Here is a 16,796-nt window from a genome sequence, read left to right on the forward strand (position 1 = left end):
AAATTAGCGCTTTATCACCAGCAAGCGATATGGCGTTTATATCATAAAGAAAAAACGACGGCCATTGATTTGGCTAAACGCTATTACAAAACCTATCCAAGCAAAATGCTACAGATTGATACCAAAGGTTTATCTTTACTTATAAATCAAACGAAACAGCAAACTAGAAAAATTATTTTCTAGTATTAACATGATTTTTTTTGTTTTTTTACTTAAACACGGTGTTTTCCTGAAACTTTTTGACAAAAATTGGACAGTCTTTGTTTGTTAGATAAATATTTGTTTAGATAAACTGCGTGATAATCGCTGTATCAAGCAAAAATGTACCAATCCCACCTGTCAAACCGATGTGAAAGCCGAAAGAGTGATACAAACTTTGAATTGCGATGTGGCATAATCGGCAAATATTTAGCGACTCAAAAGATAGAAAACAAAAACTTAAACGCTTTATTAATTTTTATAATACCATTAAACCCCATAAAGCGATTTCAGGCAAAACGCCTTATGAGTCTTTAGAGGATTATTTTAATTATGAAGTGTAAACAACTCGGCGTTTTCATACAGATTAAGAACTAAATGCTAAAAGCTAAGGCGCAATGCAAACAGCATAATTGGTGTGGCTAGCTGGGCGGACGCGGGCGTCGTCCGAGTCGACAGCGAACCGGGTGCTACCTGCCGCGTCGCCTGTCCAGTAGCCGTAAAAAACGAAGCCCGCACCAGCGTAGTCGTCCATGCGGCCCCACTCCGTAAAAAATCCTGCTCTTATGTGACGCTGGTAAAATAGAGTACCTGATGACGGCGTAGCCCCATCTATGTTATTTATACATGGGAAATAATTATTATCTACACCACACTTCGAATTGGTTTGGATCGGCTACACTAATTCATACAACTTTTTTAAGGGGTAAGGTAAACTTATCACAACTAAAAAAGGAACAAATATGAATAAGATTAAACGCAAAAGACGAACATTCACAGATGATTTTAAACACCAAATGGTCAGTCTTTATCAACATGGTAAATCACGTAGTGAAATCATTGCCGAATATGATTTGACACCATCAGCATTGGACCGTTGGATAACGCAAGCAAGCCAAAGCGGCTCATTTAAAACAAAAGATAATCGCAGTCCACAAGAACAAGAGTTAATCGCGTTGCGTAAAGAGCTTAAACAACTCCGTATGGAAAACGATATTTTAAAGCAAGCAGCACTGATAATAGGACGAAAATCGTTATCCTAAAAGCAAATCGACATCGTTATAGCATAACAAAGCTATGTCAATATTTAGGATTATCAAGACATTATGCTTATTATCAGTGTAAATTGAATAGACAAAAATCAGTAGGGCTTTATGCCAATAAAATCGTGACGCTATTTAATCAGAGCTATCAGTCTTATGGTACAAGACGAATTCGTTTTGATTTACAGAAAGAGAATATTTGGGTGTCACGTCGTTACATTGCTCGGGTGATGAAAGCCTCATTGCTGGTATCAAAATACACCGTTAAACGTTATCAATCTCACAATACGGAAGTGAATGAAACCGCCACAGAAAATCACCTGCAACGACAATTTGATGTAGGTGATAAAAAACAAATTGTTGTTGCGGATTTAACCTATATTCAAGTTAAGCAACGTTGGAACTATTTATGTGTTTTAGTGAACTTATCCGATAGGCAAATTGTCGGTTATCATGTTGGTCAACATAAAACAGCAGAGCTTGTTATGTCGGCATTAAGCCAAATTAAACAACCATTATCAAAATTAGATTTATTTCATTCAGACCGCGGTAAAGAGTTTGATAATCGGTTATTAGCGGATTGTTTTAAGACATTTAATATCACGCATTCATTAAGCAAGAAAGGATGTCCATATGACAATGCGGTAGCGGAAGCGACATTTAAAACAATTAAAACGGAATTTGTAAAAGGCCAACGGTTCAACTCAACGGCTGAGTTACAACGCGCTTTTTCGGCTTATGCCTATTGGTATAATCATAAACGATTACATTCTTCGTTAGGCTACTTGCCTCCCGTTGAATTTAAAAAACACTTACCCCTTAATTTTTTTGTTTGAAAATGTGTTGCCATTCCAGTTAAATCCCTTATCCTCGGCATTCGATACCCCAAACTATTACACCATGCTAACTGGTCACTATAAGTTTTCAATTGATCACCCCGATTGACGAACCACTGCTTTAACACAAATCCATATTTTACTACCTCATCAGCGGTACTAATATCCCTACCCACTAACTCAAACGTCTGCGGTAACCTTGGCTTAGCAATTGGGTTAGGATGAGGATTGTACCATTGATTTCTTGCCTCTGGACCTGTTAGCTTAACACGGGCGACAACTTGTCCCTTATCTTCATCAGGGATCCACCTATCATTAGCTACAACATTTGTCACTGTCGCAGTGATTCCCCCCAAAGTAACGGGTTCCCATGTCAATTTATTTATATTTACTCCAGTTATAAGTAAATCAAAATATAAATTATGCATACCTGTGGTCGGGAAATTGAGGTTGTATAATTCAGGATGAATTGATTCAAAATCAATTGATTGTACTAAAAAGCCCTTATCAGGATTCCATAAGCTAGCTTGGCCTGCATATTCGTCGTCACCAAAATTTAGATTTGGCCTTACATAATTGATAACTGGCGACGGTATTATTATTGCATCACTACGATTACCCGCTCTAACCTTTTTACCATTTGCCTGTACATTCCATGACGATGACAATAATAACAGTGCTGATACTAACAAAGCTGTTTTAGGTGATTTGAGCGATAATTTCGATAATTCGTTGAGAAATAATTTGGAAGGTATAAATAAGTTTCGTGAAAAAACTCGTCGAATAAGATTATTTGATAAACTTAAGACATAGGTTTGCCAGTTCTGGTGTCTGGTGTCTGGTGTCTAAAATGATAATGCATTATGGTTAACCTGTCAAGTAATGATTTGTTTTATTTATATTTTTATAATTATTTGCTTATTTAATAAGCTTGTTTTCCTACAGCGATAAAAGTATAACCATTTATAAAATAGTTGGCTAGTTTTTTGGCGGACTTTTTTGTAAAGAAATGTAAAGATAAAACAATTCGACTTTATAGATAGGTTAATTTTATAATTAAAATATGGTGTTAGCTTTATAGCTTTTGAATTTTGTCGGAATAACTGATATTGGTGGTAACGTTTAATTTAAGAATTTTGAGCGTAACATCTTACAAATCACATGGCTACAAAATATAAACTACGGTACCCAACGCCCACGCTCGCTCTTAACCATCGGCATGATTTACTCAAATCATTATGATATTCGCCTTTTTTAAGCCTATTTGCTTTGCTCAGAAGTGCCAAATTGTTACTGATAAATTGGCATCCATAACAAAGCACAAACTCGCCAAACAGTCCTATTTGGCGTGCTGCCCTCAGTCTATCAGCAAAGCACTCCGACACAGTTAAAAGATAGGTAAATTAACCTTGCCGTGTTGTGTGTTTTCTCTAAAATAGCTCAGGCAGACTATTGATTTTATTTAAGTTTTTTGTTTTACTTAATTTAAGTAATTATTAGCTAATTTCTGTTTTTATTACAATGTTTTTGCTGTGTTTTTTGTGCCTTGCACACAACTAATAACTTTCGTTAGTTAACACACTATGGGATATAAATTTACTTTTATACTAAATAGATGTTTTATTGGAGCGGGAAACGAGGTTCGAACTCGCGACCCCGACCTTGGCAAGGTCGTGCTCTACCAACTGAGCTATTCCCGCATGAGAGTTGTTTGTTAGTGGTGCCCGGGGCGAGACTTGAACTCGCACGGCCAAAAAGGCCGAGGGATTTTAAATCCCTTGTGTCTACCGATTTCACCACCCGGGCTCAAAACTTATTACCAAAAGGTAATTGCGTTTCGAATGCTGTGCATTTTACCCATCTTAATTTTGCCGTCAACTAAAAATTAAAAATTATTGTTTAACTGCTCAATGTTTGTCACTTTTTATGGCTTTTATTAATCTTTCTATAAAAATTAAAGTTAAAGTTATGGTTTATTATCTTCCCATAACGTTATTGGTATTTTTAAAACTTAAATATGGCTTAAACACTGAAAGATGAACCGCAACCGCATGTTGTTGTTGCATTGGGATTATCAACCACAAAACGAGAGCCTTGTAAACCCTCTACATAATCGATAGTGCCGCCAACTAGATATTGTAAACTCATGGGATCAATAACTAAAGATACACCATTTTTTTCAATAGCTAAGTCATCTTCGTTTACCTTTTCATCGAAAGTAAAACCATACTGAAATCCACTACAACCACCGCCTGTTATATACACCCTTAATTTTAGGTTTGGGTTCTCTTCTTCAGTGACTAATGATTTAACTTTGTTGGCTGCAGCATCAGTAAAGTTAATCGGTAAAGCATCGCTCATATTCTTCTCCTAATATATTGATCTTTGCATTATATACCTTTGCTAAATGAAAATACAAAATAGAAAACTTCTATTAAATAAATTTCTCATAGTTGGCTTGAATTTATTTTGATTTTATGAATAAATACAACAAATTTTTATAGAGAGATCATCTCAGTTATGCAAAACAATTTCAAATCAGAAAAACTTTATCATCAGGCTCAATCAGTTATGCCTGGTGGCGTTAATTCGCCTGTTCGCGCCTTTAATGGCGTTGGTGGCTCACCTTTATTTATTGAGCGTGCAAACGGTGCGTATATTTATGATGTGGACGAAAGAGCCTATATTGATTATGTTGGTTCTTGGGGGCCGATGATCCTTGGACACAATGACCCCGATGTAGCCAATGCGGTAATTAACGCTGTTCATAACGGTTTGAGTTATGGTGCACCAACCGAAATTGAAACCAAAGTTGCTAATTTGGTCACTCAATTAATGCCTTCAATTGAAATGGTGCGTATGGTAAATTCGGGAACTGAAGCAACCATGAGTGCCATCCGTGTTGCACGTGGTTTTACTGGACGTGATAAGATTATTAAATTTGAAGGCTGTTATCACGGTCATGCTGATTATTTGTTAGTTAAAGCGGGGTCTGGTGCCCTTACTTTTGGTCACCCAACTTCACCAGGTGTACCTGATGATTTTGTTAAACATACCTTAGTTTGTGATTATAACAATTTAGAATCGGTCAAAAAACAATTTGAGCAATATCCCGACCAAATTGCCGCCATCATTATTGAGCCAGTTGCGGGCAATATGAATTGCGTGCCAGCTCAAAAAGAGTTTCTGCACGGTTTACGAGCACTTTGCGATAAGTATGGTACGTTATTAATCATTGACGAAGTGATGACAGGCTTTCGAGTCGCACTGGGCGGAGCTCAAGATTATTATGATGTTGTGCCCGATTTAACTTGTTTAGGCAAAATTATTGGTGGAGGTATGCCTGTTGGAGCGTTTGGTGGTCGTGCAGATATTATGATGCAATTAGCACCAACTGGTCCAATATACCAAGCTGGAACGCTTTCAGGTAACCCCGTTGCAATGGCAGCGGGTTACACAACGTTAACCAAGTTAATGGAAGTTGGAATCTATCAAGAGTTAAAAGATAAAACCGCATCGCTTGCTGATGGTTTATTATCGGTAGCTAAAAAGCATAATGTGCCGTTAGTGTTGAATTATGTAGGAGGGATGTTTGGATTATTCTTTACAACTGCTTCTGAAGTAACCACTTATCAAGATGTGATGCAGTGTAATGTTGAATTATTTAAGAAATTCTATCATCATATGCTAAATGAAGGTGTTTATTTTGCACCGTCAGCTTTCGAAGCTGGTTTCATGTCACTTAAGCACACAGATAAAGAGATCAATCATACCATTGATGCAGCAAGTCGTTTTTTTAATAACTTAGTTTAGATGTATGGCACTTTTTATATTTCCAATTAAAAATTAAACTATTAAAATAGGTAATAATCATATGGTTAATCCACTTAAAGAAGGTGAAAAAGCACCTCAGTTTTCGTTGCCAGACCAAGATGGAGAGCTTGTAGGCTTAAATGACTTTAAAGGCAAACGTGTTTTAATTTATTTTTACCCAAAAGCGATGACACCTGGTTGCACTGTGCAAGCATGTAATTTGCGAGATTGTTCTGATGAGTTCAAAAAATATAATGTGGTGATCCTTGGTATAAGTACCGATAAACCTGAGAAATTATCTCGATTTATCGAAAAAGAGCTGTTAAATTTCACGCTGCTTTCTGACGAAAATCATGAAGTTGCTCAAGCATTTGGTACTTGGGGCGAAAAAGAGTTTATGGGAAAAACCTACGATGGGATTCACCGTATAAGCTTTTTAATTGGCAAAGACGGTAAAATCGAAAAAGTGTTTGATGATTTCAAAACCGCTAACCATCACGAAGTAGTTTTAGACTATCTTAAAAAACACAGCAAATAGTTCTGATTAAAAGCAGATTAACCATTAATCTGCTTTTACTTCGCTATTGATAGTATTTAATTCGTCTGATTTTGGCCATGCATTTATAATTGCTTTAACCAATGTAGCCAAAGGTATTGCAAAAAATATTCCCCAAAATCCCCATAAACCACCAAACACAATTACCGCTAAAATAATAACTAATGGATGTAAATTAAGTTTTTCAGAAAATAAGCAAGGTACCAATAAATTACCATCTAATGCTTGTATTAATACATAGAAAAACAATAAATAACCAAATTGTGCGCTTAATCCCCATTGAAATAGAGCAATTAATACAACCGGAATACTTGAAATAATAATACCAACGTAAGGCACTAATACAGATAATCCAACAAGCACTGCTAATAAAAGTCCATAATCTAAACCAAAATACCAAAAAGGAATATAGACACAAATGGATAAAATAATTATATGTAGTACATTGCCTACTATATAATTGGATATTTGCATATCCATTTCAGCAGCAACTTTGTTCAAAATTGTACGGTTCTTAGGCAAGATTTTTGAACAGTATCCCCATATTTTTGTTTTGTCCTTTAATAAAAAAAACATCATTATGGGCACTAATACCCCATTAATTGCAACAGATACTAGCCCTAATAAAGACACAATGGAAAATTGCAATAACGAATTACCAGTTTGCACAACTTTGTTGGTAATACCTTGGATGACCGAGTCGAATAAGCCAACATCAATTAGTTCAGGGTAGTGTTCAGGCAAGGTGGTTAAAAAGTTGTTTGCAAAATTTAGCATGTTTGGAATATTAGTGATTAAGCTAATGCTTTGTTGCCAAATTAATGGTAATAAAATCATAAATCCGACTAATACAATCATTAAAAAAAGCAGTAACACCATTACAACTGCCAGTGTTCTTGGTATGTTTTTTTTATGTAGATAGTTAACCGGTCTATCAAGTAAATAAGATAATACAATCGCAATTAAAACCGGTAGAAGAATTTTATTGAAAAAATAGATAATAACAAATAAGCCAACAATAACAGCCATTAGCGAAACAACATGCGGATCGCTAAAGCGTTTTTTATACCATTCTATGAACATTTTTAACATTAAAATACTCCTATTTTGCTGACTTTTTAAGTAATAACTTTGTTTTGGTTATTTTTTTAAACCACCTAATATACCACGGGTGATCTGTTTACCGATTTGATTAACAACTTGCCTTGTTGCGCTTTTAGCTATTTTTTGGGTGATACCATCATGTTGTCCACCTCTTGGCCCCTTAGTACCAAAAAGTAGTGTGCTTAAAAAATTTAGCAATCCACCATTATTTTGTTTATTATTTTTATCATCGTCTCTTTTTATATCGCTACCATTGCTGTTTTGATCGGATTGGTTATTTAACGAAAATCCATTTTTCAGTATTTCATAAGCGGATTGTCGATCTATGGTTTGTGCGTATTTATTGTAAAAACATGATTGGCGAATAATAGTTAATTGATCTTCTGGCAACATAGGTCCCATTTTTGAACTCGGTGCAATAATATAACCACGTTCAACCATGTTTGGACTGCCTTTTTCATCTAGAAACGAGATAAGAGCTTCGCCAACGCCTAATTCCATTATTGCTTTTTCAGTATCAAAACTTGGATTGGCACGCATAGTTTGGGCAGCCACTTTTACAGCTTTTTGATCTTTTGGGGTAAATGCGCGTAAGGCATGTTGCACACGATTGCCTAATTGCCCTAAAACTGTATCAGGAATATCACTCGGATTCTGAGAAGAAAAATAAACCCCGACCCCTTTAGAGCGAATTAGACGCACCACTTGTTCTATTTTTTCTAATAATGCAGGCGAAATGTTATTAAAAAGTAAGTGAGCTTCGTCAAAAAAGAAGACAAGTTTCGGCTTATCAAGATCACCTACTTCTGGCAAATGCTCAAAAAGTTCTGACAATAACCACAATAAAAAGACTGAATATAATTTTGGCGAGTTATATAACTTTTCGGCCGATAAGATGTTAATTATACCGTAACCTTTAGGATTAACTTGCATTAAATCTTGAATGTTAAGCATTGGTTCACCAAGGAAAAATTCGGCACCTTGTTGTTCAAGAGTTAACAATCCACGTTGAATTGCGCCAATTGACGATAACGAAATGTTTCCATATTGTGTAGTAAATTTTTTAGCGTTATCGCCAACAAATTGAATTAATGCTCGAAGATCTTTAAAATCAATTAATAATAAATTGTTATCATCAGCAATTTTAAATACTAACTGTAAAACCCCTGCTTGAACGTTATTTAAATCGAGTAACTGACCAAGCAAAATAGGTCCTATATCTGACACAGTGCTACGAACGGGGATTCCTTTTTCAGCAAATACATCCCATAATTCAATAGGTGACGAGTCTGGTTGCCAATTATTAACTTCAATACTCGCTAAACGAGCTTGTAGTTTTTCAGTTAATTTGCCCTTTTCACCAATCCCAGTTAGGTCGCCTTTAACATCAGCAAGAAAGACAGGTACACCTATTTTTGAAAAACCTTCTGCCATTTTTTGTAATGTCACTGTTTTACCTGTACCAGTTGCGCCAGTAATTAAACCATGACGATTAGCTAATGCAGCAATAATTGATAAATCTTTACCATGACTTTTGGCAACTACAATCGACTCACTCATGGAATAACTCCCTTGTTGTTTTTTACTCTGCAATTAAAACAGTTTTGTTATAAAAATATATTTGGTTATTAAAACAATTTTTCTATTAAAACTACACATAATATTGTATTCTGAATTAGCAATAGCTGCTATTGTTATTATTCTAACTAGCCCATATAAGGAGGCACTATGTTTCCAGAATATCGAGAATTAATTTCCAAATTAAAAAATACCGATTTACATTTTCAAAAATTATTCGACCAACATAATGAGCTCGACCAAAAAATTAAAAATATTGAATCTGGAATTATTGTCAATACCGCTGAAACGATAGAGGCATTAAAAAAACAGAAACTTAAAATTAAAGATGAAATTCATGAAATTCTAAAAAAAAGCGTCTGAAATTATCTAAACTTTTAATTACCTACAACTTGTAATTATTTTAATTAATCGTTTTATTTCAAACTAATAAACAATTAAACAAAAACCCCAATAATTGGGGTTTTTTATTGTGTGTTAACTTAAAATCCTTGCGCTAACTATTTTATATTTAATGGCTTAATTTTGCTTGAGCTTTTTTTGTTTTCGGCTTTTAATTAGCATAATTAAATTTTTATGTGGTGTTTTCATAGATTATTTCCTTTGTTATTATTTTATATTTAACATTTTGATTTTTAGTATTTTTTAAATAAATACTTCTTAAATTAGCTAAGCGATATTAGTATCACTTAGCTGTTATTAGTTAATTAAAACCATTGTCCAAAACGTTTGATATAGATACGTTTCATTAATTGTGCAACGCAGCAATAGCTAAATAGAGTTGCTAATAGCCATGGAAAGTATGACCACGGTAATGGTTGTAGTCCAATTAACCCACTTAGTGGAGAAAATGGAATATAAATACCAATCGCCATAACTAACAAAGTCATCACAATAACAGGAAATGCCGCCGTGCTTTGCACAAATGGAATTTTTTGTGTTCTTAGCATGTGCACAACCAAAGTTTGCGATAATAACCCTTCAATAAACCATCCTGAATGAAATAGTGATTGAGCTTCAACACTATTAGCACTAAATACAAACCACATTAATGCATAAGTTGTGATATCAAAAATAGACGATGTAGGCCCAATCCAAATCATAAAACGTCTAATATTTAACGCATTCCATTTACGTGGTTTTTGTAAAAATTCATTGTCCATTTTGTCCCATGGCAATGAGAGTTGTGAAATATCATACAATAAGTTTTGAATAAGTAAATGTATCGCTAGCATAGGTAAAAATGGTAGAAACGCACTAGCAACCAATACTGAAAAAATATTGCCAAAATTAGAACTTGCTGTCATGTTTAGATATTTCATGATATTGCCAAAGGTCTCGCGGCCACATATTACACCTTCTTCTAAAACCATTAAGCTTTTTTCAAGTAAAATAATATCAGCAGATTCTTTAGCGATGTCGGTTGCAGTATCGACCGAAATCCCTACATCTGCATCGCGAAGTGCTGGTGCATCGTTAATACCATCGCCTAAAAAACCAACTGTATGTCCATTATCTTGCAACAACCGAATAATTCGCGATTTTTGCAGCGGCGTTAATTTTGCAAAAATAGTGTGCTGTTCGATCTGTTTTTTTAGCTCGACATCATCCATTTTTTCAATTTCAGTGCCAAGTAATGGCGTGCCTGGTTCTAAACCAACTTCTCGGCAAACTTTAATGGTGATGATTTCGTTATCACCAGTTAAAACTTTAACTCCCACACCATGCTCATTCAATGCTGAAATAGCTTCGAATGCGCTTTCTTTTGGTGGATCTAAAAAAGTTAAAAAGCCACGAATGGCGAGCGCAGTTTCGTCCTGCACGGTGTATTGTGGTTTTGTTTCACTTGCCGGAATGTTTTTTACTCCAACGGCTAATACTCTAAAACCTTCTTTATTATATTCATGTGCTAATGCGATCAAAGCTTGTTTACGTTCATCGTTTAATGGTAAATATTCGTCATTTTCATAAACGTAACTGGCAATAGACAGCATTTCTTCAACTGCGCCTTTACAAATCATCAAATGGTTATCATCACCATTTTGTACCACCACCGATAAACGTCGGCGTACAAAATCAAATGGTAATTCATCAATTTTTTTGTATAAGCTAACACCAACCTTTTTCATGCTGGTCTTTTCTTCGGCAAAACGAATAATCGCTTTATCCATCAAGTTTTTCATGCCGCTTTGATAATAACTATTAAGCCATGCAAGTTCCAAAACAGATGAATCGACTTGACCTTTTATATCAAGGTGATGCTCTAAAATAATTTTATCTTGTGTTAATGTCCCCGTTTTGTCAGTACATAAAATATCCATCGCCCCAAAATTTTGGATTGCGTTAAGTCTTTTAACAACCACTTTACGTTTTGCCATACCAACAGCGCCTTTTGCTAGATTAGCGCTCACTATCATTGGTAACATTTCAGGCGTCAAGCCAACGGCCACGGCTAATGCAAAAAGTGCAGCATCGCCCCAATCATTTTTTGAAAAACCATTAATAAAAAATACAATTGGCACCATAATTAGCATAAAGCGAATAAGCAACCAGCTAACGCTATTAACACCGCGATCAAACGAAGTTTCAGCACGAGATCCTACAATTGATTTTGCCAATGAGCCAAAATGAGTATCCCCTCCTGTTGCAACAACAATGGCTGTGGCGGTTCCACTAACAACGTTGGTTCCCATATAACAAATGTTATTAACATCAAGCAAATTATCTTTGTTGATGTTTGATGTTTCGATATTATCGGATGTTTTTTGTGTTACAGCACCTAATGTGTCGTACTTTTCAACAGGAATCGATTCGCCTGTTAATACGGCTTGGCTAACAAATAAATCCCGAGATTCAATCAATCGAATATCTGCCGGGATCATGTCTCCAGCCGACAAGTAAACAATATCCCCAGGAACAATTTCACTTAATGGAATTTCAATACGTTCTGGGCTCATATCTTTATGCGCACGTCTTAGCACCGTTGCTGTTGTACGAATCATCGATTTTAACGCCTCAGCCGCTTTGTTCGATCTAAATTCCTGCCAAAAACGCAATAATCCACTCAGTGATACCATAGTTAGAATAATGATAATACTGGTTAAATCTGTCTCTTCACCATTTTGCAAAGGTAACCAAAAATCAGTCACAAAACTGACAATAGCTAACGCTAATAATACAAATATAAATGGATTATTAAACGCCATTAATAGTTGTACTAAAACTGATGGTACCTTTTCGCGTGCAACTTCATTTTTTCCATATGTTTCAATTCTCGACTTTGCACTTTCTTGTGTTAATCCTGAAAGGCTGGATTGAAATTTAGCTAAAATACTATCAAGACTGCTTTGAGCTTCGTTGATAGCTTTAATATCTACACTATTTTGTGCTTTAGTTTTTGATGTATTTTTTGTCATCATAAGTACCTATATTCATAATTTTGGCAAAAGTAGGCCAACTTATTGTTACTAAATAACAATAAATAATTAAATTTTGTGATTAACTAAAATTTAGTGCATAACAAAAGTAGCCTATAAAGCTATTTCTTATAGCTTGGGCTGAGCATTAAATTTGATTAGCAAACAGAATTAATTAAGAATTTAGATACAACTCGGTGGTTCTAAATGTTTTTCTGAAAGATGTAAAACACGCACCATTAAACTTTGCGCGCATTGGTGTTTTGAATTTGTGTGATAGCGTGTAAAAAAATACATATCGTTCACCGTTACCGTTTTATCAATTTCGGTTTGTGAACTGAAAAAATGGTTATTTAGACAGGTTCATTAACCGATAATGATGTGTTTAAATTTGTCTCCCCTAGTCTTGGGGTGACCCGATTGAGTGTCCATATTTCTCCTGTAAATTGAACTCTTCACTTTATATTTCAACTTCCCTTCACCCTCGTTTTTAACTTCCATAATAGCTAAAAAAGGAAGAAAAGCTCAAAAGGCGGGCTCTTTATACTCCTTTAAGGATTAGAAGTCAACCTATATCACGAAAAAATAAATACAGTTGTTGAAAAACGGCACTTATCGCCGTTTTCATCTTCACTTTATATAAAATTGATAACCCTATTATCTAATAGAATATACAATCGCTACCCTATTAACTAACGTAAATATTTTAAAGGGAACTATCTGAATTACTCCATAATAATCAGTCCAATTTGGTAATTATTTTGTGATTTCTTTTATCACATTTATTTAAGAAAAATGTACTCAAAACGGCTAACTTGGATAATATTATTAATATATGCTGATATTTGATCGAGTTATAAAAATAACAAAAAGAAAAAGCACTTAAAATTATTATTTAATTAGTATGGCTATATTAATAAACAGAATGAACAGTATTATTAAATTTCATCCTGTTTTTTATATAGATATTAACCTTGAATATTCAACCTTGCATTCTTTAACTGATTAACAAGATCTAACAGTGATAAATTAAGTTGATACATAAATTGTTGGTACGAAAACTCTTTTTTGCTAATTTCGTTTAATTGCAATTCCCAATGGGCGGTCATGTCTGGCATCGACATTATATCTGGTAGTGATAAAATCAGATTTTTACCCACCTCGGTTGAGCGAATTGCTTTGCCTTGACGAATTAAAAATTGACGTTTAAATAACAATTCAATAATACCTGCCCTTGTTGCTTCTGTACCTAAACCATCTGTTTCGCGTAGTATTTTTTTGATTTCTGGATCTTTAACAAATCTGGCAATCCCCGTCATCGCAGACAACAGTGTTGCATCGGTAAATTGTCTTGGTGGCTGAGTTTCTTTGCTAACCAGTTCAGTATCAATGCATTGCACGGTTTCACCCTTTTTAACTAATTTAGTTAATAAACCATTACTTTCATTGTCATTCATATCGGTTGGGGATTGATGGTTTTTAGTTCTAAATAAAACTTTCCAACCTTCATCAAGCATTTGGTTAGCTTTAGAAATAAATTTTCCGCCTTGAATATCTACATCAATTTGCAATTCAGCATATTTATATGCTGGATAAAATTGAGCTAAATATTGCGTTGCCACAACTTGATAAACCGCCTTTTCGTTGTCAGTTAAGTTTTCCATTTTAGCTTTACGCAACGTTGGAATAATAGCGTGATGTGCTTCCACTTTTTTGTCATTCCAAGCTTTAGTGCGTAAAGTATAATCAGCATTATTAATTGCGGTTTGTAGTTCTGGACAATTATTTTCAATGGCAGACTTTACACCTGTAATTTGTTTTAAGTGTTCTTCTGGCAAAAAGCGACAGTCTGATCTTGGATAAGTAATTAATTTGTGTTTTTCATATAACGATTGGCAAATATCAAGCACATCTTGGGCACTTAGCCCATTTTTTCTAGCCATCTCAATTTGCAGTGCCGATAAATTAAATGGCATTGGTGGCGCAAGTTCTTTCTTTTTATTACTAACTTTATCAATTGTGCCTGATTGCTTATTAATACGCTGACAAACATTTTCGGCCAATTTTTTAACTAAAACACGTCCTTCTTCGTCCTGATAAGGCGAACAAGCTTCGCTGGGTTGCCATTTAGCTTTAAATATTTCATTATCTTTGGTTTGTAGCACTGCAAAAACTTCATAAAATGGTTTAGGTACAAATTGCTCTATCTCTAAATCTCGCCTAACCACTAACCCTAAAATAGGAGTTTGTACTCGCCCAATTGATAAAACCCCCCGATAACCGTTTTTTTGACCAACAATGGTACAAAGACGACTCATATTAATTCCATATAGCCAATCGGCTCTAGCCCTTGCTAATGCCGAAGTTGATAAAGGAATAAAATCTTGATTGTTGCGTAATTGTTGCAATGATTTTTCAACAGCGCTGGCATTCAAATCACTAATTAAACAGCGTTGAATTGCTTTGCGCTTATCTGGCGATAATTGGCAATAATTTAAAATTTCATCAACTAGTAACTGCCCTTCCCTATCTGGGTCACCAGCATGTACTATTTGCTCTGCTGACTTAATCAAATCTACCAAAATATTAAATTGTTTTTCTGTATTACCTTTAGGCATTAATATCCATTTTTCAGGCACTATGGGTAAATCATTAATCACCCATTTCTTATATCGAGGATCATAAACCTCTGGAGTGGCTTGCTCAAGGAGATGACCAATACACCAACTAACCACATCACCATTACTCGCTTTAATAAAACCATTACCTTTTTGAAGAGGTTTAGGTAATACGTCAGCGATAGCCCTTGCTAAGCTGGGCTTTTCGGCAATAAATAAACGATAAGATTGATTAGGTTGCATAACAATAATTATTCATTAAAATTTCAAACAAGATAAGTTTGAATCAGTATTAATTTTATGGTTTTAAATAAAAAGTCAATTATATCCTTATACCCAACTTTATAAACATTCATAAATTTTCATCCATTTTTAAAGATGCTTTATTACCACCATTTTTTGTATTTAAGCCAAATAACTGAAATAACACAAATAATAACAAGTAATAATATTAATCCAACAAAAGACCAACTTTCACTACTAAAAGGAATACCAGCTAAATTGACACCAAGCAAACTGGTTAAAAACGTAATGGGTGTAAAAATAATGGTAAAAAGTGACATTAAATAGATTCTTTTATTGGTTGATTCAGCCAAGAAGCTATTAATTTGTTCCATAATTGAAGCTATTCTTAATAAACAGCTATCAATATCAGATACATAATGATTTTGTTGATAGGAAATATCATGTAAGCGTTGGCGATCGTTATCGTCAATCCACGATATTCTTTCAGTCGAAATTTTTACAAAAATATCGCGTTGTGGTGATAACAATCGGCGTAAGACGATCAACTGTTTACGAACTCGACCAATTTCTTTATAAGAAAAGATACGTTGGTTTAAAACAGATTCCTCTAACTTAATGATTTTATTGTGAACACTATCAAAAGATAAATTAACTTGATCACTAATTAAATCAGACATTTGAATCAACCAATCCGCCACATCTACAGGACCAATGCCCTTTTCTAGATGATCCTTTAATTCAGCAATAGCCGAAATTTGTTGATGCCGTGTTGAAATAATCATGTTATCAGTTATATAAAAACGAAAGGTAACAATAGGATCGGGAAGCTCATTGGGAACAAAATTAACACCTTTTAAAACCACTAAAACACCAGACTCAAAACGAATTTCCTTGGATATTTGCTTAGGTTTTAGCAATTCATTTTTAATCAAATCTGGAACTAGATTTGTATTATTTACCCAATTGATGGTTTCTTGTTTAGCAAAATCTAAATGAATCCAAAATGGTTGTGAAATTGAAGGTTTACTCTGTTCATTAAGTGGTAGCGCTTTGCCTTTACCATCTAACTGACAACAAAAAGCTGGTTTAGCTTCTAAAAGATGTGAAACAGAAATAGAACTTACACTATTTTGACTAGCCATTACCGATCCCATTTATTGTTTTTTCAAATTATATATCTAATTTAGCTTAAATTGGAGCCATCAACTAGCGTTTTATTATTTTATTTAAGGCATTAAAACCAATCCGTTAAGCTCATACTGACACAGGTTAAACCTGACTAAAAACCTAAAACGGATCAAGCTGAACAACGTGGACAATATCTGGAGCATAATACCTGAAAGTATTGTAATATAAGCCAGTTTTTATGTATAAATATTGTCTTCAAT

General features: G+C 34.5%; 13 protein-coding genes and 2 tRNA genes. 6 read left to right on the forward strand and 9 right to left on the reverse strand.

Translation table 11 applies throughout. The features are described from left to right. The first annotated feature begins 386 nt into the window (after positions 1–386). The 3 genes from ACGH80_RS03065 (at position 387) to ACGH80_RS03075 (ending at position 2,077) form a co-directional block, all read left to right on the forward strand. The gene (locus tag ACGH80_RS03065) at positions 387–542 is read left to right on the forward strand and encodes an integrase core domain-containing protein (protein ID WP_081296780.1); all 156 of its coding nucleotides are present in this window, start codon (positions 387–389) and stop codon (positions 540–542) included. 399 nt (positions 543–941) lie between these two features. Beyond that, positions 942–1,241: a transposase gene (locus ACGH80_RS03070; protein ID WP_411630515.1), complete on the forward strand. Its 300-nt coding sequence runs from the start codon at positions 942–944 to the stop codon at positions 1,239–1,241. A 23-nt stretch (positions 1,242–1,264) separates the two neighbouring features. Further along, on the forward strand, positions 1,265–2,077 hold the full coding sequence (locus tag ACGH80_RS03075) for an IS3 family transposase (protein WP_411630522.1): 813 nt from the start codon (positions 1,265–1,267) through the stop codon (positions 2,075–2,077). Here ACGH80_RS03075 and ACGH80_RS03080 read toward each other — a convergent pair. The 4 genes from ACGH80_RS03080 to erpA all read right to left on the reverse strand — a co-directional run bounded on the left by ACGH80_RS03080 (position 2,023) and on the right by erpA (position 4,438). After that, complete coding sequence (locus ACGH80_RS03080) at positions 2,023–2,745, reverse strand: hypothetical protein (protein ID WP_411630516.1); 723 nt, start codon at positions 2,743–2,745, stop codon at positions 2,023–2,025. The genes ACGH80_RS03075 and ACGH80_RS03080 overlap by 55 nt on opposite strands. A gap of 956 nt (positions 2,746–3,701) precedes the next feature. Further along, a tRNA-Gly gene (locus tag ACGH80_RS03085) sits at positions 3,702–3,777 on the reverse strand. 18 nt (positions 3,778–3,795) lie between these two features. Beyond that, positions 3,796–3,883: transfer RNA gene (locus ACGH80_RS03090), tRNA-Leu, on the reverse strand. Positions 3,884–4,099: 216 nt separating this feature from the next. Beyond that, positions 4,100–4,438, reverse strand: coding sequence for an iron-sulfur cluster insertion protein ErpA (gene erpA / locus ACGH80_RS03095; protein WP_034914816.1), 339 nt, complete (start codon positions 4,436–4,438; stop codon positions 4,100–4,102). Between the two features lie 159 nt (positions 4,439–4,597). Between erpA and hemL the strand changes: the two genes are divergently transcribed. Next, entirely contained in the window at positions 4,598–5,890 is a 1,293-nt protein-coding gene (hemL, locus tag ACGH80_RS03100) for a glutamate-1-semialdehyde 2,1-aminomutase (protein ID WP_411578673.1), read from the forward strand. Between the two features lie 61 nt (positions 5,891–5,951). Next, entirely contained in the window at positions 5,952–6,428 is a 477-nt protein-coding gene (gene bcp, locus ACGH80_RS03105; protein ID WP_065559949.1) for a thioredoxin-dependent thiol peroxidase, read from the forward strand. A 24-nt stretch (positions 6,429–6,452) separates the two neighbouring features. On the opposite strand, the gene ACGH80_RS03110 is transcribed toward bcp, so the two are convergent. Next, entirely contained in the window at positions 6,453–7,538 is a 1,086-nt protein-coding gene (locus ACGH80_RS03110) for an AI-2E family transporter (RefSeq protein WP_411630517.1), read from the reverse strand. A 48-nt stretch (positions 7,539–7,586) separates the two neighbouring features. Further along, entirely contained in the window at positions 7,587–9,110 is a 1,524-nt protein-coding gene (locus tag ACGH80_RS03115; protein ID WP_065589909.1) for a helicase HerA-like C-terminal domain-containing protein, read from the reverse strand. A 168-nt stretch (positions 9,111–9,278) separates the two neighbouring features. Here ACGH80_RS03115 and ACGH80_RS03120 point away from each other — a divergent pair, with 168 nt between their 5' ends. Further along, on the forward strand, positions 9,279–9,491 hold the full coding sequence (locus tag ACGH80_RS03120; protein ID WP_411630518.1) for a YdcH family protein: 213 nt from the start codon (positions 9,279–9,281) through the stop codon (positions 9,489–9,491). A gap of 344 nt (positions 9,492–9,835) precedes the next feature. Here the strand turns inward: ACGH80_RS03120 and mgtA are convergent, their stop codons facing one another. From mgtA to zntB, 3 genes are all read right to left on the reverse strand, one after another. Next, complete coding sequence (gene mgtA, locus ACGH80_RS03125; RefSeq protein ID WP_065589908.1) at positions 9,836–12,544, reverse strand: magnesium-translocating P-type ATPase; 2,709 nt, start codon at positions 12,542–12,544, stop codon at positions 9,836–9,838. A 968-nt stretch (positions 12,545–13,512) separates the two neighbouring features. After that, on the reverse strand, positions 13,513–15,405 hold the full coding sequence (locus ACGH80_RS03130) for a DNA topoisomerase III (protein ID WP_411630519.1): 1,893 nt from the start codon (positions 15,403–15,405) through the stop codon (positions 13,513–13,515). A gap of 143 nt (positions 15,406–15,548) precedes the next feature. After that, positions 15,549–16,550 (reverse strand): zinc transporter ZntB, encoded by a 1,002-nt coding sequence (zntB, locus tag ACGH80_RS03135; RefSeq protein WP_411630520.1) that lies wholly within the window; start codon positions 16,548–16,550, stop codon positions 15,549–15,551. Between the last annotated feature and the right edge of the window lie 246 nt (positions 16,551–16,796).

Source organism: Gilliamella sp. BG1, assembly GCF_046635625.1.
Taxonomy (GTDB): Bacteria; Pseudomonadota; Gammaproteobacteria; order Enterobacterales; family Orbaceae; genus Gilliamella; species Gilliamella bombi.